The following is a 26,430-nucleotide window of genomic DNA, read 5'->3' on the forward strand; positions in this document are numbered from 1 at the left end:
GGAATGAGGTCGGATGATTTCCCTTGCTCATTTGACAGATCTGGCGCGGCGCTTCGAGTGTGATCTTTCCTTACCTGTCGAACCACTTCGAGTGGGGGATCGGGAAATCGATGTCGACACCACCCCCGCCATCATGGGATGCATCAACCTCTCTCCGGACTCCACCTATCGAGAGAGCGTAGCGACCTCGACCGAGTCCGCTGTCAGGAAAGGTCGCATTCTTGCGGCACAAGGCGCCGATATCGTCGACATCGGCGCCGAGTCAAGCAATCCCCGCACTGGGCGGGTCTCCGTGCAGGAACAGGTGGCCGCCTTGGTGCCGGTCGTGAAGGGGCTCGCCTCGGAGGGTGTCGCCGTGTCGATCGAGACCTACGAGCCTGCCGTTGCCCGGTCGTGCCTGGAGGCGGGAGCGCTCCTGCTCAATTACTCCGGCGGGCCGGCATCGGACGGTGAGATGTTCCCCATGCTGGCCGACCATGAAGCGACCGTTGTCCTGTGCCATGTCGAAGGGAAGAACTCCCGGGACGTGCGTGCCAAGGGCATCGAGCAAGATCCCATCCCCAGGATGCTCGACTACTTCGAGAGGCGCGTGGATCACGCTCGCTCGGCCGGGGTCGATCGAATCGTCATCGACCCCGGGATCGGCTTCTCTCACGACAGACACATATCCGCCGATGCCCGTGTTCACTATCAGGGCCGTGCCCTCCTGAACACGTTCCGGCTTCGACGGATAGGTCTTCCCATCTGCCACTCCTTGCCGCATGCCTTCAGCCTCTTCGAGGACGAGTTCCGCACCGCCGAAGGCTTCTTCACGGTTTTGGCGCATCTAGGAGGAACAGGTGTCTACCGTACCCACGAAGTTCCTCGGACAAGGGCGGTACTTGCTGCTCTCCGAGCACTCGGCCCTCAATCCTTCGCTCCCGGAGCCTAGCCAGGGTACGGGAGAAGCCCGGCGGCGATCCTCTCCCAGGACGTCTTTAGCTCGGCCAGCAACTCCGGTTTGTCGGGGGCGAGGTCGGCCTGTTCGCGGAGGTCGGCGGTGAGGTTGTAGAGGTGGTCGGCGCCGTCGGCGTCCCGGTAGTACTTCCAGTCGCCGCGTCGCAGTGCACGGTTGGCCCGGACTCGCCAGAAGAGGTCGCGCTCGGGGAGGTGTTCGCCGTGGAGGAGGTAACCCGCGAGGCTGGTGCCGTCCAGGGGGTAGGCGGGGTCGGGGCGGGCGCCGGCCAGTTCCAGCAGGGTGGCCGTCCAGTCCGGGGTGAACACGGGCTTGTGGCTGACCTGGTGGCCGTCGACGCGGGCCGGCCAGCGCAGGATGGTCGGTACCCGGATGCCGCCCTCCTGGAGCACGAACTTCTCGCCGGTGAGGGGCCACAGGTAGGACCAGCGCTCGCCGCCGTTGTCGCTGGCGAACAGGACGACCGTGTTGTCCTCCTGTCCGGAGCGGCGCAGCGCGTCCAGCACCTCGCCGACGGCCGCGTCCAGGCTCTCCACCATCTCGGTGTACTTGGCGACCGAGCCGCCGTCGTAGTGGTTGAGCGCGTTGCCGACCTCCGCCTGGCTCTTGGCGGCCCGGATCTTCGCGGCGATCTCGGCCCCGGTCTCCTCGTCGCCCTCCGCGAGCCAGGGCCAGTGCGGAGTGGTGAAGTTGAGGTTCAGCAGCCAGGGGGAGTGGTGCTCGCGGCCGACGTACTCGACGGCCCGCTCGGTCAGCACGGTCGTGTAGTACCGCAGGTCCTTGTACTCGGCGTCGCCCTCGTAGAGGTCGTACGAGCCCAGTTGCCCCAGCTTGGAGAAGTATTCGAGGACCCCGCCGAAGTTGCCGAAGAACTCGTCCCAGCCGGACTTCGTCGGGCTGTAGTCGGGCAGCCAGCCGCAGTGCCACTTGCCGATGAGGGCGGTGGCGTAGCCGGACTTCTTCAGGAGGGAGGCGAGGGTGGGATGGTGGGGATCCAGGCCCTGGGTCCTGTCGGCGATGGGCTCGGCGAGGCCGCCCGGTGTACGCCCGGGATAGCGGCCGGTGTAGAGACTGAACCGGGTGGGGGAGCAGGTCGCCGAGCCGGAGTAGGCGTCCGTGAACCGCACGCCCTGGCGGGCCAGCCGGTCCAGGTTCGGCGTTCTGATGTGCGGGGCGCCGTACGAGGAGAGGTCGGCCCAGCCGAGGTCGTCGCCGAGGATGACCAGGAGGTTGGGGCGACCGGCGTGCGCGGACGCGGTACGGGCCGCGAAGGGGCGCTCGGCGGGAGCCGAGGCGGCCTCGGCGGGGGTGGCGGCGGCCCCGGCGACGGCGGTGACCGCGCCACCGCCGATGAGACCACCGAAGGTACGACGGGATATCTCAGGCATGGCTTCGATGTGATCAGCCGGGCCGCCCGGGACGCCAGGAATCCGGCGCTGATTTCATGCGCCTGAAACGTTGCCTCAGCCAACCACTCGTCGGTCAACGACTCGTCAGTCGACCACTTTCAGGAACAGCACCGCCCGCCCCGGAACCGTGATCACCGTCCCCCCCTCGTGCACCACCCCCGGCTCCGCGCCCTGTTCCTCCAGCGAGGTGTCCACCAGCACCTCGTAGCGCTCCGCCCACGGCGGGCCCGGCAGGACGAACCGCGTCGGGCGGTCGCCGGCGTGCAGGACGGTCAGGAAGCTGTCGTCCAGGACCGGGGCGCCCCGGTCGTCGCGGCCCGGGATGTCCCGGCCGGAGAGGTACATGCCGAGGGTGGCGGCGGGCGCGTACCAGTCGCCCGCGGTCATCTCCGCGCCGTGGGCCGTGAACCAGGCCAGGTCGCGCAGGCCGTCCGCCGAGTGCGCGCGGCCGGAGAAGAAGGCGCGGCGGTGCAGCACCGGGTGGCGGTGGCGGAGCCGGATGAGGCGGGAGGTGAGGTCGAGGAGGGGTCGCCAGGCGGGGTCGTCGAGCAGGCTCCAGTCCAGCCAGCTGATGTCGTTGTCCTGGCAGTAGGCGTTGTTGTTGCCGTGCTGCGTGCGGCCCAGCTCGTCACCGGCGACCAGCATCGGGACGCCCGTCGACAGCAGCAGGGTGGTGAGGAGGTTCCGCAGCTGCCGCCTGCGCAGCGCCCGTACGCCCTCGTCGTCCGTCTCGCCCTCCGCCCCGCAGTTCCAGGACCGGTTGTCGCCGGCGCCGTCCCGGTTGTGCTCGCCGTTGGCCTCGTTGTGCTTGCGCTCGTACGACACCAGGTCGCGCAGGGTGTAACCGTCGTGCGCGGTGACGAAGTTGACGGAGGCGTAGGGGCGGCGGCCGCCCCAGGCGTAGAGGTCGCTGGAGCCGGAGAGGCGGTAGCCGAGGTCGCGCACGTCCGGGAGGGCGCCGCGCCAGAAGTCGCGGACGGCGTCGCGGTAGCGGTCGTTCCACTCCGTCCACAGGGGCGGGAAGGCGCCGACCTGGTAGCCGCCCGAGCCCACGTCCCACGGCTCGGCGATCAGCTTCACCCGGCGCAGCACCGGGTCCTGGGCGATGACGGCGAGGAAGGGGGAGAGCATGTCGACGTCGTGCATCGAGCGGGCCAGCGCGGCGGCGAGGTCGAAGCGGAAGCCGTCCACGCCCATCTCCGTGACCCAGTAGCGGAGGGAGTCCGTGATCAGGCGCAGCACGTGCGGGCGGACCACGTGCAGGGTGTTGCCGCAGCCGGTGTAGTCGGCGAAGCGCCGGGCGTCGTGGTCCTGGAGACGGTAGTACCCCCGGTTGTCGATGCCCTTCAGGGACAGCGTCGGGCCCAGCTCGCCCGCCTCCGCGGTGTGGTTGTAGACGACGTCGAGGATGACCTCTATCCCGGCCGCGTGCAGCGCGCGCACCATCCGCTTGAACTCGCCGACCTGCTGTCCCGTCGTACCGGAGGCGGCGTAGGCCGCGTGCGGGGCGAAGTAGCCGATGGAGTTGTAGCCCCAGTAGTTCTTCAGGCCGCGCTTGAGCAGGTGGTCCTCGTGGGCGAACTGGTGGACGGGGAGGAGTTCCACGGCCGTCACGCCGAGGTTGACCAGGTGCTCGATCGCGGCCGGGTGGGCCAGTCCGGCGTAGGTGCCCCGGAGTTCCTCGGGTATCCCGGGGTGCAGTCTCGTGAAGCCGCGCACGTGCAGCTCGTAGATGACGGAGTCCGCCCACGGCGTCTTCGGACGGTGGTCGTCCGACCAGTCGTCGTCATCGTGGACGACCACGCCCTTCGGGACGTACGGCGCCGAGTCGCGGTCGTCGCGGACGGTGTCGGCGACCTGCTGGTCCGGCCAGTCCCGGACGTGCCCGTACACCTCGGGCGGCAGCGCGAACTCCCCGTCCACCGCCCGCGCGTACGGGTCCAGGAGCAGCTTCGCCGGGTTCCAGCGGGCGCCGGTCCACGGGTCCCAGCGGCCGTCGACCCGGTAGCCGTACCGCTGTCCCGGCAGCACACCGGGGACGAACCCGTGCCATATCTCGTGCGTGAGTTCGGTCAGTGGGATGCGGGTCTCCCGCCCCTGCTCGTCGAAGAGGCAGAGCCGGACCGCCTCCGCACCGGCCGCCCACAGCGCGAAGTTGGTGCCCGCCACCCCGTCCGGCCCGACCCGGAACCGGGCGCCGAGCGGTGTCGACGCCCCCGGCCACGCCGAGGGGACGGGGAGGGGCGTCCCGTTCACCGCGGGGGCATGCGCCGCGGGACCGTCCACCGCACGGCCTTCCACCGCGGCGCCGTCCGCCCTCGGGGCCCGCGCCGGTGCCCCCTGCTGCTCGGCTGCGCTCGTCACCTGTCGGCCCCTTTTTGTGTCCCGCGGCTCGCCGACCACCGGGGCGCACGCACCCGCGTCCGAGCAGCCGACAGCGCCCGGACTCCCGGTCCCGGGCACGGTCGGCGGCTCGCTACGGACGTGCCCGCGACGGCTCTCGCACGGGCACGGCGGCTCCCCAGCTCGTCGTCCTTCCCTCTGTTCTGCCCAGTGCCGGCGTCGCACTCACGTTTCCCCGGGGCATGCCCGCTCGTTGAGCCGCACGTGAGGCATCCACAAGGGCGCGCACGGCGCGCGGGGGCCGCGTTGGCCGCGGTACTGACATGGGCGGGGCTGCTGGCGGGAGCCGTCGGCTGCTCCTCGGACGGCACGGACGGACTCGGCATCGACCACGTCCTCGGCGGCAAACCCGCGGCCCCCGAGGACGTCATCCGCATCACCCCGGACGACGGCACCAAGGCCGTACGGCCCGACGGACGGCTGACGGTACGGGTGCCGAGCGGCCGCCTGGAATCCGTCAGCGTCGTCAGATCCCAGGACGCCCAGGACTCCCCGGTCCCCGGGCACATCGCCGCGGGCGGCACGATCTGGCGGCCGGACGACCCGAAACTCGCGCTCGCCGCCAAGTACACCGTCGACGCGGTCGCCGTGGACGGTGACGGTCACCGCTCGGCCCGCCACACCGCCTTCACCACGCTCGTCCCCGACGAACGCTTCATCGGGTACGTCACCCCGGAGAACCGGGCCACCGTCGGCACCGGCATGATCGTCTCCCTCGCCTTCAGCCGCGACATCGAGAACCGCGCCGCCGTCGAACGCGCCATCCAGGTGACCGCCAAGCCCGCGGTCGAGATCCGCCCGCACTGGTTCGGCCAGAACCGCCTCGATTTCCGCCCCGAGCGCTACTGGCAGCCCGGCACGGTCGTCACCGTCGGCCTGAACCTCCGTGACGTCGAGGGCGCCCCCGGTGTCTACGGCCTCCAGTCCAAGACGTTCACCTTCACCGTCGGCCGCAGCCAGGTCTCCCTCGTCGACGCGGCCGCCCACACCATGGAGGTCCGCCGGGACGGCGAGCTGCTCGCCACCGTGCCGATCACCGCCGGGGCGCCCGAGCACACCACCTACAACGGGAAGATGGTGGTGATGGAGATGCACGACGTGACCCGCATGAACAGCCGCACGGTCGGCTTCGGCGGCGAGTACGACATCCCCGACGTCCCGCACGCCCTCAAACTCACCGACTCCGGCACCTTCCTGCACGGCAACTACTGGGCACCGGACGCCCCCGGCCACGTCAACGTCAGCCACGGCTGCGTGGGCCTGCGCGACGTGAAGGGCGGCAGCTCGGACACGCCCGCGGGCTGGTTCTACGACCGCAGCCTGATCGGTGACGTGGTCGAAGTCGTGAACAGCAAGGACAAAATGGTCGCTCCCGACAATGGCCTCGGGGGATGGAACATGGGGTGGAAGGAGTGGAAGGCGGGCAGCGCGGTCAAGTAACCAGGTGGGGGGCGGGTCGGTGGGGGCGAGAAGTTGCGACGCAACGGTGACATTCGCCCAACACCAAGCTCAAAACCCTGCGGTTACTATGCGCCAGAGCGCGCGCCTGACGCGCCGGGGTGGGCCTGACCAGGCCCTGGGAGGGGAGAACGACTTTGAACGAGCGGCCGATATCGGGGGCGTCGGTTCGGGGGACGCGGCGGAAGCAGGGGATGGCGGTCGTCGCCGGCGTCCTGCTCATGGCCGTCACCGCCTGCGGCGGGGGCGGCTCCTCCGACAAGGGGGCGGACCAGGGCAAGACCAAGGACTCCACCACCCAGGCGAGCAAGCAGTCCGTGGCCACCGTCAGCATCAGCCCCAAGTCCGGTGCGACCGGCGTGGACACCAGCGGGGCGCTCAAGGTCAGCGCCGCCAAGGGCAAGCTGACCGACGTCGAGGTCAAGGACGCCAAGGGCAAGGAGATAGCCGGGGCGGTCGCGGCCGACGGCGCCAGCTGGACGCCGTCGACGCACCTCGCCAACTCCACGAAGTACACCGTGCACGCGGTGGCGAAGGACGCCGACGGCCGTGAGTCGGCGGAGGACTCCAGCTTCACGACGCTCACCCCGAAGAACACGTTCATCGGCTACTTCACGCCGGAGGACGGTTCCACGGTCGGTGTCGGCATGCCGTTCTCCGTCCACTTCACCCGGGGCATCACCGACCCCGCCGCGGTGGAGAAGGCGATCACCATCAAGACCGAGCCCGCGGTCGACGTCGAGGGCCACTGGTTCGGCAACGACCGGCTCGACTTCCGCCCCGAGAACTACTGGAAGTCCGGCACGAAGGTCTCCGTCTCCCTCAACCTCAACGGGGTCGAGGGCCGGGACGGGGTGTACGGCGAGCAGGCCAAGACCGTGAAGTTCACGATCGGCCGCAGCCAGGTGTCCGTCGTCGACGCCAAGAAGCACACGATGAAGGTCATGCAGGACGGCAAGGTCGTGAAGACCCTCGCGGTCACGACCGGCAAGCCGGGCTACGACACGTGGAACGGCCAGATGGTCATCAGCGAGAAGCTGCGCGTCACGCGCATGAACGGCGAGACGGTCGGCTACGGCGGCGAGTACGACATCAAGGACGTGCCGGACGCGATGCGGCTGACCACGTCCGGGACGTTCATCCACGGCAACTACTGGGGCGGCGACGCGTTCGGCAACTACAACGCGAGCCACGGGTGCGTCGGCCTCCGGGACATCCGGGGTGGGGGTGACCGGGGGTTGCCGGCTGCCTGGTTCTTCGATCACTCGATCATCGGGGACGTGGTGACGGTGAAGAACTCGAACGACCAGACCGTTTCGCCCGACAACGGGCTCAACGGGTGGAACATGTCTTGGAAGGAATGGACCAAGTAGTCCGTCGGCTGCGGGCCGGTGGGGGTTGTTCGCGCAGTTCCCCGCGCCCCTGTCGGGGCGCTGATGAACCGGCGTTAACCTGCTGGGCATGACTGTGACCCTCGAAGTCTCTGAAGGCGTCGGCACTCTCCGCCTCGACCGTCCGCCGATGAACGCGCTCGACGTCGCCACCCAGGACCGGATCAAGGAGCTGGCGGGAGAGGCCACCCGTCGCGAAGACGTTCGTGCCGTCGTCATCTATGGCGGTGAGAAGGTGTTCGCGGCGGGAGCCGACATCAAGGAAATGCAGCACATGGACCACGCCGCCATGGTTCTGCGCTCCCGTGACCTCCAGGACTCCTTCACAGCCGTCGCCCGGATTCCCAAGCCGGTCGTCGCCGCCGTCACCGGTTACGCGCTCGGCGGCGGTTGCGAGCTCGCCCTCTGCGCGGACTACCGCATCGCCGCCGACAACGCCAAGCTCGGGCAGCCCGAGATCCTGCTCGGACTCATCCCGGGGGCCGGCGGCACCCAGCGGCTGCCGCGGCTGGTGGGCCCGTCGAAGGCCAAGGACCTGATCTTCACGGGCCGTATGGTCAAGGCCGACGAGGCGCTCGCCATCGGGCTCGTCGACCGTGTCGTGCCCGCCGCAGACGTCTACACCGAGGCGCATGCCTGGGCGGCGAAGCTGGCGCAGGGCCCGGCGATCGCGCTGCGGGCCGCCAAGGAGGCGATCGACACCGGCCTGGAGACCGACCTGGAGACCGGCCTCGCCGTCGAACGGAACTGGTTCGCCGGGCTGTTCGCGACCGAGGACCGGGAGCGCGGGATGCGGAGCTTCGTCGAGGAGGGGCCGGGCAAGGCCAAGTTCCTGTGATCTTCGCCCTGCTGTGAAAGCCCCCGAACCACTTGCAATTGACGCGATGTCTGATTCCGGGTCCCCCGATGGGGCGGATTATGGGAGCCTTAAGGCAACCCTAAGTCCGCCTTGTCGAGGGGGTCTGGCGATTGCCCGGAGATGGGACGTCTTCGCAGGTCGGACCGGCTGCCGATGGCTCCGGAATGCCGATGGCATATGCCGATCACCCGGTGACGGACGGAAGCTTTGCGGGGGCGTATTCCCCGGGAACGGCCACGGAGGGCGCTCTCGGCGGCCATGATGGGGGCATGGCGGGGCTGGAGGGCATCGAACAGCCGCGGGGACACAGCCGTGCGGCCGCGGCGCGCTGGTCGCCTGCGGTCGAGGACGAGCGGGCGCTCAAGGCGATCGAGCTGTTCGGCAACCCGACGGACGCGGAGGTTCCGCTGCCGTCCCGCCCCGAGTCCGCGGCGACCGCCCGCCGGCTCGCCCAGGTCGTCGTCCTCCGCCAGTGGCGGCTCAGCCCCAAGATGACGGAGGACGCGGTCTTACTCGTATCGGAGTTGGTGGGCAACGCCGTGCGGCACACCGGCGCCCGGGTGTTCGGCCTGCGCATGCGCCGCCGCCCCGGATGGATCCGGGTCGAGGTGCGCGATCCGTCGCGAGGCCTGCCCTGTCTGATGCCGGTTCAGGAGACGGACATCAGCGGCCGCGGCCTGTTCCTGGTGGACAAGCTGTCGGACCGGTGGGGCGTGGACCTGCTGCCCCGGGGCAAGACGACGTGGTTCGAGATGCGGGTCGCTGATCGATAGAGGGCAAGGGAAATGCACCCCTTCAGGGGCGCGGGGTCCTAGCGATGTGCGGCTGCCGCCGCGTGGGCGCGATCAACCCCCACCGGCCGCGACTTGCGAAAATAACCCTTATCGGGTCAATAGCCCACTTTCTTACCTACCCCGCCTTAAATGGTGCAGGTGACCCCCACCCTCCGACGCGACCTCCTCCGCGCAGGCGCCGCCTTCACCGCCGGAGGCACCTTCGTCACCGGTTGCGGCACCACCGGTACGGCCACCGCAGCATCGCCCGCCACCACCCCCACTCCCACCTCACTGCCACCGTCGGCTTCCCCCACCCGGCTCCCCTTCCAGGTCACCCACGGCCCCCGCACCACCGCGTCCGTCGCCCTCACCTTCCACGGCCAGGGCGACCCCGCCCTCGCCGACCGGCTCCTCGCCACCGCCGAGCAGCACGGCGCCCACCTCACCGTCCTGGCCGTAGGCAGCTGGCTCGACGCGTACCCCGCCATGGCCCGCCGCGTCCTCGACGGCGGCCACGACCTGGGCAACCACACCCAGCGGCACGTCTCCATCAACGCCATGGCGGAGGCGGACGCCCGCAAGGAGATCACCGACTGCGCGGAGCGGCTCAGGCGGCTCACCGGATCGATCGGGAGCTGGTTCCGCCCCTCCAGGGCGCCGACCGCCTCCCCGCTCGTCGCCCGGCTCGCGGCCGAGGCCGGCTACCCGCACGTGCTGTCGTACGACGTGGACTCGCTCGACTACACCCGGCCCGGTGCGTCGGCCATCACCCGCAAGGTGCTCGCGGAGGTCACGGGCGGCTCGGTGGTGAGCATGCACTTCGGGTATCCGGACACGGTCGCCGCCCTCCCCGCCGTCCTCCAAGAACTCCACCGCCGTGGACTGCGCGCGGTCACCACCACGGAGCTGCTCAGCTGATGCGAACCACGAACGCCGCCCGTCTGCTGTCCGCCGGTGCCGTCCTCGCCGTCCTGGCGCTGCTGCCCGCGTGCAGCGGCGGATCCGACAGCCCCGCGGCACCGGCCGTCGGCACCACCGCGGCCGTGCAGCCGCCGGCGAAGAAGGCGGAGCCGGCCGTCGACGGACTGCCGGGGATGCCCCCGGTCCTCGACCCGAAGGACGTGTACGCCGCCGACCGCCCCGGCAGGCTCTCACCCGTCGTCAAGGGCTTCCCGTCCCTGGTCTACGTCCCGAACACCAACTCCGACACCGTCTCGGTCATCGACCCGAAGACGTACCGGGTGATCGGGACCGTCCGGGTCGGCCGGCAGCCGCAGCACGTCGTGCCGTCCTGGGACCTGAAGACGCTGTGGGTCAACAACGACCTGGGCAACAGCCTCACCCCCATCGACCCGAGGACCGGCCGGGCCGGCAAGCCGGTCGCCGTGCACGACCCGTACAACCTGTACTTCACGCCCAACGGCAGGTACGCGATCGTGATGGCCTCCAACGACCGCCAGCTGGTCTTCCGGGACGCGCACACCATGCGGACCGTCAAGGCCGTCCCGGTCAGCTGCTACGGCGTCAACCACGCCGACTTCTCCCTCGACGGCCGGTACTTCATCGTCTCCTGCGAGTTCAGCGGCGAGGTGCTCAAGGTGGACACGGAGCAGATGAAGGTGCTCCGGCAGGAGAAGCTGCCGTACCACGGCGCCATGCCGCAGGACGTCAAGGTCTCGCCGGACGGCAAGCGGTTCTACATCGCCGACATGATGGCCGACGGGGTGTGGATCCTGGACGGCGACGCCTTCACCAGGCCGACCTTCCTGCCCACCGGCAAGGGCGCGCACGGGCTGTACGTCAGCCGGGACTCCCGCGTGATGTACATCTCCAACCGGGGCGAGGGCACCATCTCCCTCTTCGACTTCGCCCAGAACCGGCTGACCGGGAAGTGGCGGCTGCCGGGCGGCGGCAGCCCCGACATGGGCGGGGTCTCCGCCGACGGCAAAGTGCTGTGGCTGTCCGGCCGGTACAACTCCGAGGTGTACGCCATCGACACCCGCACCGGCACCGAACTGGCCCGCATCCACGTCGGCAGCGGCCCGCACGGCCTCGCCGTCTATCCGCAGCCGGGCCGCTACTCGCTCGGCCACACCGGCATCTTCCGCTGACCTCGGGCCGGTCGGACACGCCGCCGATCGAGTGACGATCCCCGGTACGCCGTCACCGGTCCGACATCGTGCTGCCCATGATCACCACTCGTCTGCGGCGGCGGGCCGCTGCCGCCGTCCTGTCCCTCGCCGCCGTCCTCGCGACCACGGCCGCCGTACCGTCGACCGCGGTGCCCGCCGTCTCCGCGAAGGCCGCCGCGCCCGTCTGTCCCCAGTTCGAGGACAAGATCAAGGCGGCGGCCGACCGCCGCGTCGACGTCGACCGCATCACCCCGACCCCCGTCTGGCGCACCACCTGCGGCACCCTCTACCGCAGCGACAGCCGGGCGCCCTCGGTCATCTTCGCGGAGGGCTTCCTGCCCAAGGACGTGGTGAACGGGCAGTACGACGTGGAGCAGTACGTCCTGGTCAACCAGCCGTCGCCGTACGTCTCCACGACCTACGACCACGACCTGTACAAGACCTGGTACAAGTCCGGCTACAACTACTACATCGACGCGCCCGGCGGCGTCGACGTCAACAAGACCATCGGTGACACCCACAGGTGGGCCGACCAGGTCGAGGTCGCCTTCCCCGGCGGGATCCTGCGCCAGTACGTCATCGGGGTCTGCCCGGTCGACAAGAAGACCAAGACCGAGATCATGGACGACTGCCAGGACAACCCGAACTACGTGCCCTGGCGCTGAGGTTCAGGCCTTGAGGAGCAGCGCCTCGGCGCCCACCGGCACATAGCCGGCCGCCTGGAACGCCCGGACGCTGCGGGCGTTCCCCGGCGCGACCTGCGCCCACAGGGGTTCGTCCGCGAGCTGCCGGGCGGCGGCCACCAGGGCCCGGCCCAGCCCCCGCTGCCGTACCCCCTGGTCCACCTCCACCGAGACCTCCAGGCGTCCCGCGACCCCGCGCCCCAGCGTCAGCACCCCGCCCGCCACCGCCCAGGCACGCACCTCGTCCCGGCGGGCCCGGGCGTAGGCGACCCGGGAGTGGTCGGGGCCGGTGAGCTCGGTCAGGGGGAGGTCCGGGCGGCCGGGCAGCGGGCCGGCCACCAGCAGCGCGTCGATCGTCTCCTGCTCGCGGCCCGTGCGGTCCATCAGGGCGGTGAGGAAGCGCGAGTTCATCGTCGCGGCCAGCGGGTCGCTGGGGGTCGCGCGCAGGGTGTCGTACACCCACTCCGGGTCCTCGTCGACGAAGACGACCGAGTGGGCGGTGAAGGAGAGGACCCCCGCGTCCCGGGGGGACGGCTGCGGTACGACCGTCGTACGGCCGTCGGGCGGCGGGAAGACCCCCTGGGCCGCCGCGTCCAGAATGTCCCGCAGGCTCTCTGCCACCGTGCTCCTCGACTCCCCGGGACTCCTTGAGTCTCCACCCACTGGAAGGCCCACACTCGCAGACATGATCGACGACGGCACCGGACTTTTCACCATCGGCGAACTGGCGAAGGCCACCGGGCTGACCGTGCGCACCATCCGCTACTGGTCCGACGAGGGCGTGCTCACCCCGGTGGCCCGCTCCGCCGGCGGCTACCGGCTCTACGACGCCGAGTCGTTCGCCCGCCTGGAGCTGATCCGCACCCTGCGCGAGCTGGGGCTCGGCCTCGGGCACGTGCGTGCGGTGCTCTCCGGCGAGCAGACCGTGGCCGAGGTCGCGGCCGCGCACGTGGCGGCGCTGGACGCGCAGATCAGCTCGCTGAAGGTGACCCGTGCGGTGCTGTCGACGGTGGCGCGACGTGGTTCGACCGCAGAGGAGATGACACTCATGAACAAGCTGGCGCGGCTGTCGGCAGCCGAACGGAAGCGGATCATGGAGGAGTTCGTGGCGGAGCTGTTCCACGGACTCGACGCCGTGGACCCGGCCATCGAGGAACGGATGCGCTCCATCGCGGTGGACCTGCCGGAGGAGCCCACCCCCGAGCAGGTGGACGCCTGGGTGGAACTGGCGGAGATGGTCCAGGACCCGGAGTTCCGGGCGGAGATGCGGAAAGTCTTCGAGTTCAACGTGTCGGACCAGGACCGCAGTGCCGTCCGCGGGCGGTCCACGTGGTTTCCCATGCGGCTGGTGCAGCTGGGTGCGGAGGCCCGCGAGCGCGGCATCGCCCCCGAGTCGCCGGAGGCGGAGGCGATCGTGCGGGAGGTACTGGGGGGCGGCGACCTGACCGTCGTACTCGAACGCATGGAGTCGGCCTCCAACGACCGGCTCGCCCGGTACCGGGAGTTGCTGTCCACGCTGAAGGGCGGGAGTCCCGCGGCCGCGCACCGTGCGGAGTTCGCCTGGGTGGTCGCCGCACTGCGTGCTCGCGCGGCCGGTTAATCTGACCTTCGTCAACAGGCAGTAAAGCGTACGAAGGGGCGGATCCGGTGGCGGACATCGAGGAAGCACGCAAGCAGTTCGAGCGGATCGATACGGACGGTGACGGGGTCATCACCGCGGCCGAGTTCAAGGCCGCCCTGGCCCAGGGGGGCGACTGGAACGTGACCGACACGGTCGCGGAGGCCATCATCAAGACCCGGGACCTCAACGGGGACAAGGTCCTGTCGTTCGACGAGTTCTGGGCGTACCTGAGCAAGTAGGCGCCAGGAGTGCAGGGGGCCCGCCGGATCGCGGGCCCCCTTTCTCATGCCCCGGGCTTTCTCACGCCCTGGGCTCGACGCGGACGGTCCAGCGGCCGCCGTGCCGTTCCGGGGTGAGCGGCAGGTCGAAGCACTTGCCGACCTGGTCGCCGGTGAGGACCTCCACCGTGCCCCGCGTCGGATGCACCAGAGTCCCGAGCAGACCGAGCAGGGTGGACTTCCCGGCGCCGTTGGGCCCGAGCAGCGCCCAGTGCTCGCCGGACCGGACGGTCAGGGACACCTCCTGGACGAGGCGCGCGAACTCGGGGCGCATCCGCTCCGGGCAGGTAGGGGACGGACCAGGGAACCAGGGGCTCGGGAACCCCCAACTCCTCGGCCTTGCGGGGGTGCACGGGAAGCCGGTTGCACTCCTCGACCGTCCGCCGGACCGCGTCGACGTCGCGGAAGTCGACCATCGGATCGACCCCTTGGGCGAACAGGTTGAGCGCGAGGGTCACCAGGTCCACGTTGCCGGTGCGCTCGCCATTGCCGAACTGGCAGCCCTCCACCCTCCCCCAGACTTCGTCCGGGGGGACCCCCAGGCGCCGGCCGGCACGGCGAGTTCGGCGCAGGCGACCCCGGTGCCGCGGGCGTCTTCGTCATCGCGACCGAGGCCGCCGAGGACTGGCCGACGCGGCTGCGCCGGGCCGCGGTGACCGACGTGTACGAGGTCCGGACGGCGGTCGAGGTGCACGCGGCCCGGCTTGCCGCGGAGCGCCGTACGGCGGCGGACGTGACGGCGATCGAGGCGGCGCCGGCGGGCCGCCGGGCGGCCGGGGACGCCGACGACGCGGCCTTCGTCGACGCCGACATCGCCTTCCACGCGGCCGTGGTCGCCGCCGCGCACAACCCGGTGCTCACCGATCTGTTCGCCGAGTTCAGGCCGGTGCTCCGGGAAGGGCTGATCGAGCTGCTGGCCCTGACCGGACTGCGCACCGCCGACCCGGACACCGGGGACGCGGCCCACGAGGCGCTGGCACGCGCGGTGTCCGAGGGCGACGCGGAGGCGGCGGCGGAGGTACTGCGGGCGGAGCTGGCGGATCCGTTCGCGGGTTAGCCGGCGGGGCGGGCAGGGCGGGCGGTCGTGTCCGCGGGTAGGTCGGTGGTGCCGGGCGCGGGTCGGTCCGCGGTGTCGGCCGCGGGTCGGTCGGTGCTGCCGGTCGTGGGGCCGCCGGTGGCTCTGCGGTACCGGCCCGGTGCCGTGCCGTACTCCCGTTTGAAGGCCTTGGCGAAGGCGAACTCCGAGGCGTAGCCGGTGCGTTCGGCGATCTGGCGCAGGGTGAGGGTGTTGTCGCGCAGGAGCCGGCCGGCACTGGTCATCCGCCACCAGGTCAGGTAGGCCAGGGGCGGTTCGCCCACGAGCGCGGTGAAGCGGCGGGCGAAGGCCGCCCGGGACAGGCCGCCCCGGGCGGCGAGCTCGGCCACCGTCCAGGGATGGGCCGGGTCGCCGTGGACGGCGCGCAGCGCCGCCGAGACCGCGGGGTCGGCCAGCGCGGCGGACCAGCCGCTGCCCTGCCCGTCGCCCCGCTCCCGCTGCCACCAGGCGCGCAGGATGTAGAGCAGCAGGGTGTCGAGCAGCGAGGTGACGATGGCGTCCGTGCCCGGCTGCCGGTCCTCCAGCTCCGTCCCGAGCAGCTCCACCGCGGCCCGCAGCGAGCGCTGGGCGCCCACCCGGGCGGGCAGATGGACCACCTCCGGCAGCTCGGAGAGCAGCCGGTGGGCGCGGGAGCGGTCCAACTGGTAGGCGCCGCACAGCAGCACCGTGTCCGGCTCCGCCTCCCGCGCCGTACGCGGCGGTTCGGGCCAGCGGCCGTCCGGTCCCGGGCGCACGTCCGTCAGCGGTACGTCCGGTCCGCTGGCCAGTGCGTGGCCGTGTCCGTGGGCCAGGAACACCACATCCCCGGGCCCCAGCGCCACCGGCTCGCCGGCCGCCGGCAGCAGCCACGCCGACCCGCGCAGCACCACATGGAACCCGGCGCCCTCCGAGGCCGCGAACCGCATCCCCCAGGGCGCGTGCTTGTCCCGGCGGGAGGAGTGCGGCCGCCCGGTGCGCATCGCGGCGACCGCGTCGCTCAGTACGTCCATGTCCACACCGTAGCCCGGCGAGACGCTCGGACAGGAAGGCGAGACAGTAGGGCATGGATCGTCTCGCGGGCGCCGCCTAGCGTCGATCGCATGTCGAACACCGCACGCACCGTGCTCTTCCACGAGACCGGCGGACCCGACGTCCTGACCATCGAGGACGTGCCGCTCCCGGACCCCGGCCCCGGCCAGGTCGTCGTACGCGTCGAGGCGCTGGGCCTCAACCGGGCCGAAGCCCTGTTCCGCTCGGGCACCTACTACTACCAGCCGACCCTGCCCGCCTCCCGGCTCGGCTACGAGGCCGCCGGGATCGTCGAGGCCGTCGGCGAGGGCGTCACCGAACCGGCCGTCGGCGACCCGGTGACCACCGGCCCCGGCATCGAGATGAGCGCGCGGGGCGTGTACGCGGAGCGCGTGGTGCTGCCCGCGGCCTCGGTCGTCCCGCGCCCCGCCGGCGTGGACGCGGTCACCGGCGCCGCGGCCTGGCTGACGTACACGACGGCGTACGGCGGGCTGCTGGAGACCGCGGGGCTGCGGCCCGGCGACCACGTCCTGATCACCGGGGCGTCCAGCGGCGTCGGCACCGCGGCGATCCAGGTCGCCCGCCGCATCGGCGCGGTCCCGCTCGCCACCACCCGCACCGAGGCCAAACGCGAGCGGCTGCTGGAGCTGGGCGCGGCGGAGGTGATCGTCACCGGGGAGTCGACGGCGGAGGCCGTGGCGAAGGAGGTCAGGCGGCTCACCGGGGGCAGCGGCGCCGCGGTGATGTTCGACGCGATCGGCGGCCCGGACTTCCGCCCGCTGGCGGAGGGACTCGCCGCGGGCGGCTCGGTGGTGGTCTACGGCTGGCTGGACCGCCGTCCCGCCGAGATTCCCTGGAACTGGCCCTTCACCATCCACACCTACGCCAACCAGGCCCTCACCTCGACCCCGGAGGGCCGGCGCCGTTCCACCGCCTTCCTCAACGCGGGCCTGGCCGACGGCGGCTTCCGCCCGGTCGTCGGTGAGGTGCTGGACGGCCTGGACCGCATCCGGGACGCGCACCGCCTGATGGAGTCCAACACGCACATCGGCAAGATCGTCGTGCGGATCTGAGAGGCGGGACCCGTGGGCCGGAACCGGGCCTCACCCGTTCGGCCCAGCCGTGGAATAGGCCACGCACGCCCGAGGTTGTCGCCGCACAGCAGCGTATGCATGCAAGCGCATGGACTCTCGAAAGGCGTGTCATGAAGATCGGCATCATCGGCGCGGGCAACATCGGCGGCAACCTCACCCGGCGGCTGACGGCCCTCGGTCACGACGTGTCCGTGGCGAACTCGCGGGGCCCCGAGACGCTCGCCGGGCTGGCCGCGGAGACGGGAGCGGCGGCGGTACGGGCCGAGGAGGCGGCGCGGGGCGCGGAGGTCGTCGTGGTCACGGTGCCGGTGAAGGCGGTCCCGAACCTGCCGTCCGGCCTCCTGGACGGCGCCGCGGACAACGCCGCCGTGATCGACACCGGCAACTACTACCCGCGGGAGCGGGACGGCCGGATCGCCGGCATCGAGGACGAGGGCATCGCGGAGAGCCGCTGGACCGAGCGGCAGATCGGCCACCCCGTGATCAAGGCCTTCAACGGCACCTTCGCCCAGGACATCCTGGACCGCGGCCGCCCCGCCGGTGACCCCGACCGCCAGGCCGTCCCGGTCTCCGGCGACGACGAGGCCGCCAAGCGGGTCGTCCGTGCCCTGATCGACGAGCTCGGCTTCGACACCGTCGACAACGGCGGCATCGACGACTCCTGGCGCCAGCAGCCGGGCACCCCGGTGTACGGCCTGCGGGCGGATGCCGAGGGCGTACGCAAGGCCCTGGCGGAGGCGTCCCCGGAGCGCCCGGAGAACTTCCGCGGCTGACGGCTCCGCCGGGTCCCGCGGGGTGGCCGGCGGCGGGACCGAACCGGGGAGCCCGGTCCCGCCGCCCCGGACCGGCGCCGCTGCTCAATCCTCCTTCGACGCCCAGGCCTTGAGGGCGGCCTTGCTGGCGAAGTCCGCGACGTCCTTGTCGTGCGGGTCGCTGGTGTACTGGTGGAAACGCCAGTCGGCCTGGATGCGGGGGTGGCCGGCGCTGACGTAGTCGGCGATCCAGAGGCCGTCGCCGGCGTACGAGGTGGTGTCGATGTTGAGCCAGAAATTCCGGTTGGTGTAGAGGACCACCCGGTGGCTGGGCCGGAGTGCCTTCACCTTGCGGATGAAGGAGTCCTTCTCGGCGTTGCTCGCGTGGGTGCCGTCGCCGGTGGTCTCCCAGTCGACGGCGAGGATCTCGCCCGCCTTCTCGGGGGCGTGCTGGACGAAGTACTCGGCCTGGGCGGTGAGGTTGCCGGGCCAGAGGAAGTGGTAGTAGCCGACGACCAGTCCGGCGTCGCGGCCGGTCTTGGTCTGGGCGGCGAGCTTGGGGTTGACGTACGAATGCCCCTCCGTCGCCTTGATGAAGACGAAGGAGAGGTCATCCGTGTCGTAGCCGGAGGACTGGTACGCGCTCACGTCGATGCCGTGCAGCATGGGGGACTCCCTGGGTGCCAGTGGGGTGACACGAGTTGCAACTGCGTATGTCGTATTCCCCGCCGCGCCGAGAGGGATCCGCGTGGGCGCGTGAATTGTCAGCTCCGGGCCGCCACCTCGCTGAGCACGGCCGCCGACTTCGTCGACCAGTCGGAGGTGATGATGCTGGCGTGGTCGGCGGCGAGCAGCGCCAGCCTGGCCGCGACCTCGGCGTCGGTCGGGGCGGTCGACGAGATCGCCGGTGAGACGTTGTAGGCGTCCGTCATGATCAGGATGTAGTGGTTCGCGGCGTAGAACGACGTGTCGTAGCCGTTGTTCACGTACGTCGCCGCGTCCCCGTCGAAGAACACGAACCAGGGCTGGATCGAGGCGTCGTACCTGCTGGTCCGGGGATCCCCGTTCGCGGCGCCCAGCACGGCGGGGAAGGCCTGGGCCTGGGAGATGTTCCCGGCCGCGTACAGGTCCCGCAGGTGGTCGCCGTACTCCTGGTCCGTCCAGTAGTGGTCGAACGGGTTGGCCTGCTCCACCGTGCCCGGGATCAGCTCGAAGATGAACTTGCCCTTGAGCGCGTCACGGGAGGGCCAGGCGTTGGCCTTCGCGGCGGCGTCGAGCGTGGAGTAGGAGGAGCCGAGCAGGTCGGCCGGCTTGTACACGCTGCTGCCCAGCTTCTGCGAGACGAGCGTGTCGAACGCGGTGGGCCCGAGGCCGATGGTCTGGTTGAACCCGACCTTCATCTCGACCTTGACGACGACGGGCGCGTGGTCCGGGTGCAGTTGCTCCCAGGCCGCCATGTTGTCGAGGCAGCTGCCGAGGTCCTGGCTGGTGGCCTGGCTGTACAACTTGCTTGGCGTGTTGGCGTATTCGCAGTTGTTGTCGTCGCCCCACGGGTTGCTGTGGCTGACCCGCCACCGCTTGCTGATGCTGTCGACGTACACGTCCAGCTCCAGCAGCGAGGCCCCGGAGTCCATGGCCTGCGCCCAGTAGGTGTACTTGTCCTTCTCGTACGCGTTGTGCGTGCCGATGGAGGTGGTCTCGGAGAACTTCGCCGCGTTCAGGCCCGTGTCCGCGTGGGCGGCGGAGCCCGCCATCACGAACAGGGCCCCGGCGCCCACGACCGCCGCCAGCCGTCTCAGTACACGCATGACCCAACTCCCTTGGGTTGGTGATGAGTTGGCGGCAGCGTAGAAGCAGACGGTTACTGTTCGGTAGTCCCTGGGGGAACATCGGCCTCCGGAAGGCGCGTCCGCCACCAGAGACTCACGGTTCCGTCGGCATTCACGGTGGCCGGCAGGCGCGGCGTCGGACACGTCCGTGTTCGATCGGCACGAAGACCTCGTCGAGGGCCAGGGTGTCACTGCCCGTGCCGCGCATGCCGACCGTGTCCCAGGTCCGTTCGATGCCGTAGGCGGCACGCGGCACCAGGAGGAAGCGCGTCTGTGCGTGCCGGGCGGCCAGGGCGGACGCTCGTTCGGGGCGCGGGTAGTCGTACGTGCCGAACGCCTCGTCGGCCTGTGCCGGCAACTTCCTTGTGAACTCCTCCGCCGGAAGGGACTTCTCAGGCACTTTCGGCCCGTGGCGGTCCTCCAGCCAGGCGTCCATGGCAGGGGGTGTCTTTTTCTTTGTGCAGGCCCGGTGCTCTGTCAGGGCACCTCCAGGGCCGAGTTCTCGGGCCTCGCGGCTCGCCGGGGCCGGCATGCGCGTCCTGACGGACCGGACGAAACGGTATGGGCGGACTGGGCCCTGCCGGGGGAGTGCCCCTGCCTCATCCTCGCCCCCACCCCTGCTGTGCAGAACATACAGACTTGTATGTCTGTTGACCAGGCCAGGGCGAGGGAGTTCGCCGTCTGGCGGAGCTTGTCGGTGAAAACCGGCAGGATTTCGGCGGAATCTGCGATTCAGACCCTTGGAGGGTGCCCAAGAAACAGGCATGGTTGTATGGTTCTTGCGGGTGAAGGCGCTGTCCGTGCCTGCTCGCCCTCGTACTGGGAGCTGTCGTATCAGGCAAGGGGCATGCGCGATGCAGAAGCGGTCGCAGACTTCCCGTCAGGCGCTCGTGCGTGCCGCCGTCGAACTCATCGCGACCCGTCGGCTCGCCGACGTGGGGCTGGTCAACATCTGCAACACCGCAGGTGTGACCCGCGGCGCGCTCTACCACCACTTCCGTTCCATCGCGGAGTTGGTGGGGGAGGCCCACGCGCAGGCCCGGGAGCGTGCCCTCGCATTGGCCGACGAGAGTTTCACCAAGGGTGGCGCGGACGCCCCGGCGCGCTTCAGCATCACCCTCGGGAAGGCGCTGATGGAGGATCAACTGGTCCGTGCGGGGCTGCGGTTGGCGCCCGACGGCACCGAGGATCCGCCGCGGCTGCGGGAAGAGGTGCTGGACCGAATGCACGCCGAGATCATGTCTCAGGCGCCCGCGAGCACCGGCCGGTCGGTGCTCGCGGACCTGGCGGTCGTGGTCACCGCGGGCCTGGAGTCCCTCGGCTACGCCGACACGGACTGGTGGAGCGAGGAGCGTGCCGGGCGGATATGGGACACGCTGCTGCCGCTCTTCACGGAAGCCTGGCCGGGTGACGCCAACCATGAGGAGGATCTTTCGCCGGCCACCGCCGAGGGTGTTCCGGGCCGGTCGCGTTGATCACCCGGTCCGGCCGCCGGCCGGGTGCGAACCCGGCGCGGCCTACGAGACGGCCTCGGCCCGGGCCCGGTCGTCGGCCACGACGGCGTCGGACGGCGGGGTGACGCGCAGGGTGCCGATCAGGCCGGGCGTGACCAGGCCCGGCAGCAGGAACCGCCACATCGCGCTGAGGCGCTCGGGCAGGTCCCCCCGCTCCGTGTAGACGTGCGACATGGCCTGCAGTCCGGTGAACGCGCCGATGATGACGGTGGTGGCGTCGGTCAGGTCCAGGCCGGGCAGGGTCTCGCCCTGCAGCCGGGCCTGGTCGAGCAGTTCGTGGACGACCTCGGTCGACTGCTCGTACGGGGTGACGGCCGGACGTGGGAACGACGTCTTCTCCACCGCGAGGCGCACGCTGGCCCGCAGCACCGGATCGCGCTGGAGCTGGGCAGCGAAGGCGAAGGTCAGGTCGATGATCGACTGGAGCTTGGTGGACCGCTCGGGGGCGGCGAGGGCTGCGCTGTGCGCGTCGAACAGCGCCGCCGCGATCGACTCCTTGGAATGGAAGTGGTGGTACAGGGCCCCACGGGTCAGACCGCTGCGCGCGAGGATCTCGTTCGTGCTCGCGGCGTCATATCCGCGAAGGTCGAACACTTCGGCGGCGGCCTCCAGGATCGCTTGCCGGGATCGCGTTCCGCGTTCCTGTTTCGCCATGCCCGTTCCTTGCTCCTAGCTGACTATCAATACAGACAAGTCTGCATTCTACTTGGATACGCCGGACTCACCAGGGGTGCGCGAAGGGAAAGACGGACACGTCACTCGGTTCCGGTGAACGTGCTGGCGCCGGACGGCTCCCGCCGCCGGCGCCAGGACGGGTACGGCCCCGGTCACGGGCTGCCCAGACGGAAACCGACACCGCGGACCGTTACGATCCAATGGCTGGATCCGAGCTTGCCGCGCACGCTGCTGACATGCGTGTCGATGGTACGACCCTTGTGTGACCAGGCATCGTCCCAGACCTGGGACATCAACTGCCGCCGGGAGACGACAGCACCTGGCTGGATCGCGAGGGCGTACAGCAGGTCGAACTCCTTGCGTGTGAGGTCGACGGGGTGGCCGTGCAGGGTGACTCTGCGGACATCGGCATCGATGCGCAGCGGGCCGTGCTCGATCGTGCGGGCCGCCGGGGACGGTCGGGCCCGGCGCATCACCGCCCCTATGCGGGCGAGCAGTTCGTGGAATCCGTAGGGCTTGACCATGTAGTCGTCCGAGCCTGCCTGCAGCCCGAGGACGCGGTCGAGCTCGCTGCCGCGTTCCGTGACGGCGATGATCGGGGTGTCGCTCATCGTGCGGATGGTCCGGCAGACCTCCAGGCCGTCGAGGTCGGTGAGGTCGAGGTCGAGCAGGATCAGGTCGGCCTGGCGGTGTGCGCGCAGGGCCTGGCTCCCGGTGTTCACGCTGTCGGCGCGGTACCCGCGCCGGATCAGGTCCTGTACCAGGGCCTTCGCGGAACGCTCCTCGTTCTCGACAACCAGGATGCGCAGCGCGGGGTGCTCGACCGGGACGTGCAGCCGTGGCGCGTCCGGATGGGTGTGCTGGGGCACGGGGTGGTGCCGCACGGTTGGGGAGTCGGACAGGTTCGCTACCTGCTGGTTCAACTGGTCCTCCTGGAGCGTGCGGGCGTTGGCCCATTGCAAATGCTCGTGTCGAAGTTCAGATGTTCTAGGAACATACCAAACAGACTTGTCTGATTGTCAATGAGGGGTCAGACACCCTGCTCTGGTTCATGACATGGGATCTGAACTGGCCTGATCGTGAAGAAGTGACGATTTGCGTCGTGCTCGCCGCGCAGGTCGTGCACCCCAGCGTGATGGCGAAGAACAGGCAAAGACGCCTGTACTTCAGTCTCGTGGCGTGACGGGTCTGGCACGCAGAGTGTGTGAAGGTATGCGGATTTCGCCCATCCGCTACGCGCCACGCCCGGCCTCAACTTTTTACTTGCTTTCCCCTACAGACTTGTCTGTATTTTATTGAGCGTGTGGACGGGGGGCTGTTACCACACCGCAGCTCCCTCCTGCCCGACTACCGACAGGAGTGCCAGCCATGACCGCGATGCTCGAATCCGCTCTCTCCGCGTTCACCACCACGGTCCCTCGCCAGTACGTGCACCGGGCGGCCGTCTCCGAAGTCCTGCTCACCGGCTGGCGGCCGGCGGACGCACCGCACGCCTTCGTGGTGGGATCCCAGTGGCCGCGCGGTCACGCGCTCTTCGCCCAGTCGGGTGGCTACCAGGACCCGATGCTCCTTGCCGAATCGGTTCGCCAGACGGGGGCGCTGCTCGCGCACGCCGAATTCGGAGTCGAGTTCGACAACCAGTTCCTCATGGGGTCGATGTTCTTCGCCGCCGCGGCGCCCCTGTTCGTCGCCACGCCCGTACCGACCGAGGTCGAACTGCACGCGGTCTGCCACGACATCGTGCGGCGGGGCAAGGCCCTCGCCGGCATGCGGTACGAAGTGACCGCGATGGTCGACGGCGTGGCACTGGCCACCGCGGGAGCGACCATGAACTGCATACGGCCCAACGTCTACCAGCGCCTTCGCGGCGAGCGGCCCACCCGCTGCGACCGCCTGCCCGGGCTGCCGATCGACCCGGCCCTGGTGGGCCGCACCGACCCGCAGCACGTGGTCCTGTCCGAGCTCCCGGGCGGTGCCAGAAACCAATGGGAGCTGCGCGTCGACTGCAACCACCCGATCTTCTTCGACCATCCCGTGGACCACGTGCCCGGCATGGTGCTCCTGGAAGCCGCCCGGCAGGCCGCCCACGCCGCCACCGGCATGCCCGACGCCCTCGTGGTCGGCCTGGACAGCTCCTTCGAGCGGTACGCCGAATTCGACGAGCCCTGCGTGGTGGAGGCCGAGCCGATCGGGGTCGACGCCGTCGGCGACGTCCAGGTACGGGTGGGCGGACTTCAGCGTGGCGGGCCCGTCTTCGACGCCTGCCTCACGCTCCGGACGCGCAACCACTGACCCGCGACGCGACCGGAGCGCCCACGTGCAGAACTTCCTGATCACCGGAGCGGGCGGGTTCGTCGGAGCCCACGTCACCCGCGAAGCGGCCGGCCTGGCAGGGCGGTTGACCCTGGCCTCGCACCGCAGGACGCCCCAGGCACCCGGCGTGGACCGGGCCCGGATCGTCCGGGCGGACCTGGCGGACCCGGACTCCTTGCGCGGCCTGTGCGACGGCGCCGACGTCCTGGTGCACTGCGCCTCGCAGATCGGCGGGAGCGCCGAGGCCAACGAGGCCGTCAACGCTCGGGGAACCGCCGCGCTCGTCGCCGACGCGCAGCGCGCCGGAGTGTCCCGCATCGTGTACCTCAGCACCGCCTCCGTCTACGGGCGCGGCATCTTTCGCCGCGCCCGCCCGGAACAACTCCCGCGCAGGCCACGGTCGCCCACGTCACGGACCCGGGCCGAGGCCGAGGACACCGTCCTGGCCGCCGGGGGGATCGTCGTACGGCCATACCTGGTCTACGGGCCCGGCGATGCATGGGTCGTACCCGGGCTCCGGCGACTGCTGCGGACGCTGCCCGGCACCCCGACCGGCTGGGAGGCCAGGCTCTCCGTCATCGCCGTGGCCGAACTGGCCGCGTTGCTTGTGGCGATCGGCCTCGCCCCGCGCGAACGGCTGTCGTCGTCCGTCTACCACGCGGCGTATCCCGAACCGGTCACGGCCTGCGAGCTGTTGCGCGCGGTGGCCGCCGGCATGTCGCTGCCGCCGGCCCGCTGTAGCGTAGGTCTCGCGCAGGCCCGGGCCCTGCCCACCGAGAACGGGGCCGCCACCGGGGCCGTGGACATGCTGGCCACCGACCACTGGTTCGACAGCACGCCGCTCTGGGCCGACCTGGGCCGGGCGGCGGGCTCCGGATGGGAGGCGGACGCCGCGCGCATCAACGAGTGGTACCCCGACCTCAGGGCAGCGGCCTGATCCCGCTCCCCGCCGCGCGCCCCCGGGCTCGCGCGGCACCCAGAGACCCGACCGCCCCGGCACGGTGTGCGGTCGCAGATCCACCACTACCCGTAAGGACTGGCACGCGTGGAATACACCAACCTCGGCCGTAGCGGACTGTCCGTGTCCCGGCTCGTACTCGGCACGATGAACTTCGGGACGCAGACCCCCGAGGCAGACAGCCGCACGATCATGGACCGGGCGCACGAGCGTGGCATCAACTTCTTCGACACGGCCAATGTGTACGGCACCCGCCCGGGCGAGCAGCCCACTGAGCCGATCATCGGCCGTTGGTTCGGCGGCGGAGGCGGGCGGCGCGAAAAGACCGTGCTGGCCACCAAGGTCTATCTCCCGACGGGCGGTTGGCCCAATGAGTCGCATCTGTCGGCGCTGAACATCCGGCGCGCCTGCGAGGCGTCGCTCAAGCGCCTGGGAACCGACTACATCGACGTGTACCAGATGCACCACGTCGACCGGAGCACGCCGTGGGAGGAGATCTGGGAGGCGTTCGGCGTGCTGCGCCAGCAGGGCAAGGTGCTCTACTTCGGCTCGTCCAACTTCGCCGGCTGGCACCTCGCCCAGGCGCAGGAGGCCGCACGGTCGCGGCACTTCCTCGGCCTGGTCAGCGAGCAGTCGAGGTACAACCTGATGACCCGCTGGGTCGAGCTGGAAGTGCTGCCCGCGGCGCGCCACTACGGCCTCGGCCTGATCCCCTGGGGGCCGCTGAACGGCGGTGTGCTCGGCGGCGTCCTGCGCAAGCTGAAGGAGGGCGGCGCGGCCCGCGGCACCACCGGGCACTCGGCCGGCCTGCTTGCCGAGCACCGCGACACCATCGAGGCCTACGAGAAGTTGTGCGCCGAGATCGGCGAGGACCCCGCACACGTCGGACTGGCCTGGCTGCTCGCACAGGACGGGGTGACGGGCCCCATCATCGGCCCGCGCACGACCGAGCAACTCGACAGCTCGCTGCGCGCGCTGACGATCACGCTCGACGCCGACACCCTGGCGAAGCTGGACCAGCTGTTCCCGCCGCCCGGCCCGAACGGGGCCAAGCCGGCGCCCGAGGCGTACGCGTGGTGAGCATCCAGCAGCCACACCCGTAAGTATCCGAACTCTCCAGGGAATTGAGGCATCGTGCGCAAGGTGCTCATCGCCAACCGTGGCGAAATCGCTGTCCGCGTGGCCCGGGCCTGCCGGGACGCCGGGATCGCGAGCGTGGCCGTCTA

Annotated in this window: 27 protein-coding genes and 3 pseudogenes; 19 read left to right on the top strand and 11 right to left on the bottom strand. The window is 70.5% G+C overall.

Going from position 1 to position 26,430, the window contains the following annotated elements:
* Positions 1-13: 13 nt before the first annotated feature.
* Positions 14-931, top strand: coding sequence for a dihydropteroate synthase (locus ABT137_RS46265; protein WP_351719017.1), 918 nt, complete (start codon positions 14-16; stop codon positions 929-931).
* On the opposite strand, the gene ABT137_RS46270 is transcribed toward ABT137_RS46265, so the two are convergent.
* Both ABT137_RS46270 and glgX read right to left on the bottom strand, forming a co-directional pair.
* Positions 928-2,343 (bottom strand): sulfatase family protein, encoded by a 1,416-nt coding sequence (locus tag ABT137_RS46270; RefSeq protein WP_351719019.1) that lies wholly within the window; start codon positions 2,341-2,343, stop codon positions 928-930. The genes ABT137_RS46265 and ABT137_RS46270 overlap by 4 nt on opposite strands.
* A 105-nt stretch (positions 2,344-2,448) precedes the next feature.
* Complete coding sequence (gene glgX, locus ABT137_RS46275; RefSeq protein ID WP_502984693.1) at positions 2,449-4,728, bottom strand: glycogen debranching protein GlgX; 2,280 nt, start codon at positions 4,726-4,728, stop codon at positions 2,449-2,451.
* Positions 4,729-4,971: 243 nt separating this feature from the next.
* On the opposite strand from glgX, the gene ABT137_RS46280 reads away from it, so the two are divergent.
* The 7 genes from ABT137_RS46280 to ABT137_RS46310 all read left to right on the top strand — a co-directional run bounded on the left by ABT137_RS46280 (position 4,972) and on the right by ABT137_RS46310 (position 12,048).
* On the top strand, positions 4,972-6,207 hold the full coding sequence (locus ABT137_RS46280; RefSeq protein ID WP_351719020.1) for a L,D-transpeptidase: 1,236 nt from the start codon (positions 4,972-4,974) through the stop codon (positions 6,205-6,207).
* A 155-nt stretch (positions 6,208-6,362) separates the two neighbouring features.
* Positions 6,363-7,598, top strand: coding sequence for a L,D-transpeptidase (locus tag ABT137_RS46285; RefSeq protein ID WP_502984695.1), 1,236 nt, complete (start codon positions 6,363-6,365; stop codon positions 7,596-7,598).
* Between the two features lie 88 nt (positions 7,599-7,686).
* Positions 7,687-8,454: an enoyl-CoA hydratase/isomerase family protein gene (locus ABT137_RS46290; protein WP_351719024.1), complete on the top strand. Its 768-nt coding sequence runs from the start codon at positions 7,687-7,689 to the stop codon at positions 8,452-8,454.
* A 290-nt stretch (positions 8,455-8,744) separates the two neighbouring features.
* Positions 8,745-9,248 carry an ATP-binding protein gene (locus tag ABT137_RS46295; protein WP_217547724.1) on the top strand — a complete coding sequence of 168 codons (504 nt, stop codon included), beginning with the start codon at positions 8,745-8,747 and terminating at the stop codon, positions 9,246-9,248.
* Positions 9,249-9,398: 150 nt separating this feature from the next.
* On the top strand, positions 9,399-10,169 hold the full coding sequence (locus ABT137_RS46300; protein WP_351719026.1) for a polysaccharide deacetylase family protein: 771 nt from the start codon (positions 9,399-9,401) through the stop codon (positions 10,167-10,169).
* Positions 10,169-11,362, top strand: a complete 1,194-nt coding sequence (locus ABT137_RS46305) for a YncE family protein (RefSeq protein WP_351719029.1) — start codon at positions 10,169-10,171, stop codon at positions 11,360-11,362. The genes ABT137_RS46300 and ABT137_RS46305 overlap by 1 nt, the downstream gene beginning before the upstream one ends.
* A 77-nt stretch (positions 11,363-11,439) precedes the next feature.
* The gene (locus tag ABT137_RS46310) at positions 11,440-12,048 is read left to right on the top strand and encodes an ADP-ribosyltransferase (RefSeq protein WP_351719031.1); all 609 of its coding nucleotides are present in this window, start codon (positions 11,440-11,442) and stop codon (positions 12,046-12,048) included.
* Between the two features lie 3 nt (positions 12,049-12,051).
* Here the strand turns inward: ABT137_RS46310 and ABT137_RS46315 are convergent, their stop codons facing one another.
* The gene (locus tag ABT137_RS46315) at positions 12,052-12,687 is read right to left on the bottom strand and encodes a GNAT family N-acetyltransferase (protein ID WP_351719034.1); all 636 of its coding nucleotides are present in this window, start codon (positions 12,685-12,687) and stop codon (positions 12,052-12,054) included.
* A gap of 64 nt (positions 12,688-12,751) precedes the next feature.
* Here ABT137_RS46315 and ABT137_RS46320 point away from each other — a divergent pair, with 64 nt between their 5' ends.
* Complete coding sequence (locus ABT137_RS46320; RefSeq protein WP_351719036.1) at positions 12,752-13,666, top strand: helix-turn-helix domain-containing protein; 915 nt, start codon at positions 12,752-12,754, stop codon at positions 13,664-13,666.
* A gap of 47 nt (positions 13,667-13,713) precedes the next feature.
* On the top strand, positions 13,714-13,926 hold the full coding sequence (locus tag ABT137_RS46325) for an EF-hand domain-containing protein (RefSeq protein WP_351719038.1): 213 nt from the start codon (positions 13,714-13,716) through the stop codon (positions 13,924-13,926).
* A 133-nt stretch (positions 13,927-14,059) separates the two neighbouring features.
* On the opposite strand, the pseudogene ABT137_RS46330 reads toward ABT137_RS46325, so the two are convergent.
* Together ABT137_RS46330 and ABT137_RS46335 are read right to left on the bottom strand one after the other, a co-directional pair.
* Positions 14,060-14,239, bottom strand: a pseudogene (locus ABT137_RS46330) (ATP-binding cassette domain-containing protein); the annotation flags it as partial.
* A gap of 7 nt (positions 14,240-14,246) precedes the next feature.
* A pseudogene (locus tag ABT137_RS46335) lies at positions 14,247-14,554 on the bottom strand (hydroxymethylglutaryl-CoA lyase-like TIM-barrel protein); the annotation flags it as partial.
* Here ABT137_RS46335 and ABT137_RS46340 point away from each other — a divergent pair.
* A pseudogene (locus tag ABT137_RS46340) lies at positions 14,552-15,022 on the top strand (FCD domain-containing protein); the annotation flags it as partial. The pseudogenes ABT137_RS46335 and ABT137_RS46340 overlap by 3 nt on opposite strands.
* Here ABT137_RS46340 and ABT137_RS46345 read toward each other — a convergent pair.
* Positions 15,019-16,050 carry an AraC family transcriptional regulator gene (locus ABT137_RS46345; RefSeq protein WP_351719041.1) on the bottom strand — a complete coding sequence of 344 codons (1,032 nt, stop codon included), beginning with the start codon at positions 16,048-16,050 and terminating at the stop codon, positions 15,019-15,021. The pseudogene ABT137_RS46340 and the gene ABT137_RS46345 overlap by 4 nt on opposite strands.
* A 90-nt stretch (positions 16,051-16,140) precedes the next feature.
* Between ABT137_RS46345 and ABT137_RS46350 the strand changes: the two genes are divergently transcribed.
* Both ABT137_RS46350 and ABT137_RS46355 read left to right on the top strand, forming a co-directional pair.
* Positions 16,141-17,142 carry a zinc-dependent alcohol dehydrogenase family protein gene (locus ABT137_RS46350; RefSeq protein WP_351719043.1) on the top strand — a complete coding sequence of 334 codons (1,002 nt, stop codon included), beginning with the start codon at positions 16,141-16,143 and terminating at the stop codon, positions 17,140-17,142.
* Between the two features lie 95 nt (positions 17,143-17,237).
* On the top strand, positions 17,238-17,936 hold the full coding sequence (locus ABT137_RS46355; protein WP_351719045.1) for an NADPH-dependent F420 reductase: 699 nt from the start codon (positions 17,238-17,240) through the stop codon (positions 17,934-17,936).
* An 84-nt stretch (positions 17,937-18,020) separates the two neighbouring features.
* On the opposite strand, the gene ABT137_RS46360 is transcribed toward ABT137_RS46355, so the two are convergent.
* The 3 genes from ABT137_RS46360 to ABT137_RS46370 form a co-directional block, all read right to left on the bottom strand.
* Positions 18,021-18,581 (bottom strand): glycoside hydrolase family 25 protein, encoded by a 561-nt coding sequence (locus ABT137_RS46360; RefSeq protein WP_351719047.1) that lies wholly within the window; start codon positions 18,579-18,581, stop codon positions 18,021-18,023.
* Between the two features lie 98 nt (positions 18,582-18,679).
* A complete protein-coding gene (locus ABT137_RS46365) occupies positions 18,680-19,723 on the bottom strand; it encodes a phosphatidylinositol-specific phospholipase C domain-containing protein (RefSeq protein WP_351719048.1) in 1,044 nt (347 codons plus the stop codon).
* Between the two features lie 133 nt (positions 19,724-19,856).
* Positions 19,857-20,102, bottom strand: coding sequence for a hypothetical protein (locus tag ABT137_RS46370; RefSeq protein ID WP_351719066.1), 246 nt, complete (start codon positions 20,100-20,102; stop codon positions 19,857-19,859).
* Positions 20,103-20,598: 496 nt separating this feature from the next.
* On the opposite strand from ABT137_RS46370, the gene ABT137_RS46375 reads away from it, so the two are divergent.
* Positions 20,599-21,219 carry a TetR family transcriptional regulator gene (locus ABT137_RS46375; RefSeq protein WP_351719050.1) on the top strand — a complete coding sequence of 207 codons (621 nt, stop codon included), beginning with the start codon at positions 20,599-20,601 and terminating at the stop codon, positions 21,217-21,219.
* 42 nt (positions 21,220-21,261) lie between these two features.
* Here the strand turns inward: ABT137_RS46375 and ABT137_RS46380 are convergent, their stop codons facing one another.
* Together ABT137_RS46380 and ABT137_RS46385 are read right to left on the bottom strand one after the other, a co-directional pair.
* Entirely contained in the window at positions 21,262-21,912 is a 651-nt protein-coding gene (locus tag ABT137_RS46380) for a ScbR family autoregulator-binding transcription factor (protein WP_351719052.1), read from the bottom strand.
* Between the two features lie 173 nt (positions 21,913-22,085).
* A complete protein-coding gene (locus tag ABT137_RS46385; RefSeq protein ID WP_351719054.1) occupies positions 22,086-22,856 on the bottom strand; it encodes a response regulator transcription factor in 771 nt (256 codons plus the stop codon).
* 128 nt (positions 22,857-22,984) lie between these two features.
* Here ABT137_RS46385 and ABT137_RS46390 point away from each other — a divergent pair, with 128 nt between their 5' ends.
* The 5 genes from ABT137_RS46390 to ABT137_RS46410 form a co-directional block, all read left to right on the top strand.
* Positions 22,985-23,116, top strand: coding sequence for a hypothetical protein (locus ABT137_RS46390; protein WP_351719056.1), 132 nt, complete (start codon positions 22,985-22,987; stop codon positions 23,114-23,116).
* A 185-nt stretch (positions 23,117-23,301) separates the two neighbouring features.
* Entirely contained in the window at positions 23,302-24,225 is a 924-nt protein-coding gene (locus ABT137_RS46395; RefSeq protein ID WP_351719058.1) for a ScbA/BarX family gamma-butyrolactone biosynthesis protein, read from the top strand.
* Positions 24,226-24,250: 25 nt separating this feature from the next.
* Positions 24,251-25,183, top strand: a complete 933-nt coding sequence (locus ABT137_RS46400) for an NAD-dependent epimerase/dehydratase family protein (protein ID WP_351719060.1) — start codon at positions 24,251-24,253, stop codon at positions 25,181-25,183.
* 108 nt (positions 25,184-25,291) lie between these two features.
* On the top strand, positions 25,292-26,284 hold the full coding sequence (locus ABT137_RS46405) for an aldo/keto reductase (protein WP_351719062.1): 993 nt from the start codon (positions 25,292-25,294) through the stop codon (positions 26,282-26,284).
* 54 nt (positions 26,285-26,338) lie between these two features.
* Positions 26,339-26,430 (top strand): biotin carboxylase N-terminal domain-containing protein (locus ABT137_RS46410; protein WP_308427085.1); only part of this gene is annotated, 92 nt, incomplete at its 3' end.

The sequence above is a fragment of the Streptomyces sp. NPDC001980 genome, assembly GCF_040296885.1.
Taxonomy (GTDB): domain Bacteria; phylum Actinomycetota; class Actinomycetes; order Streptomycetales; family Streptomycetaceae; genus Streptomyces.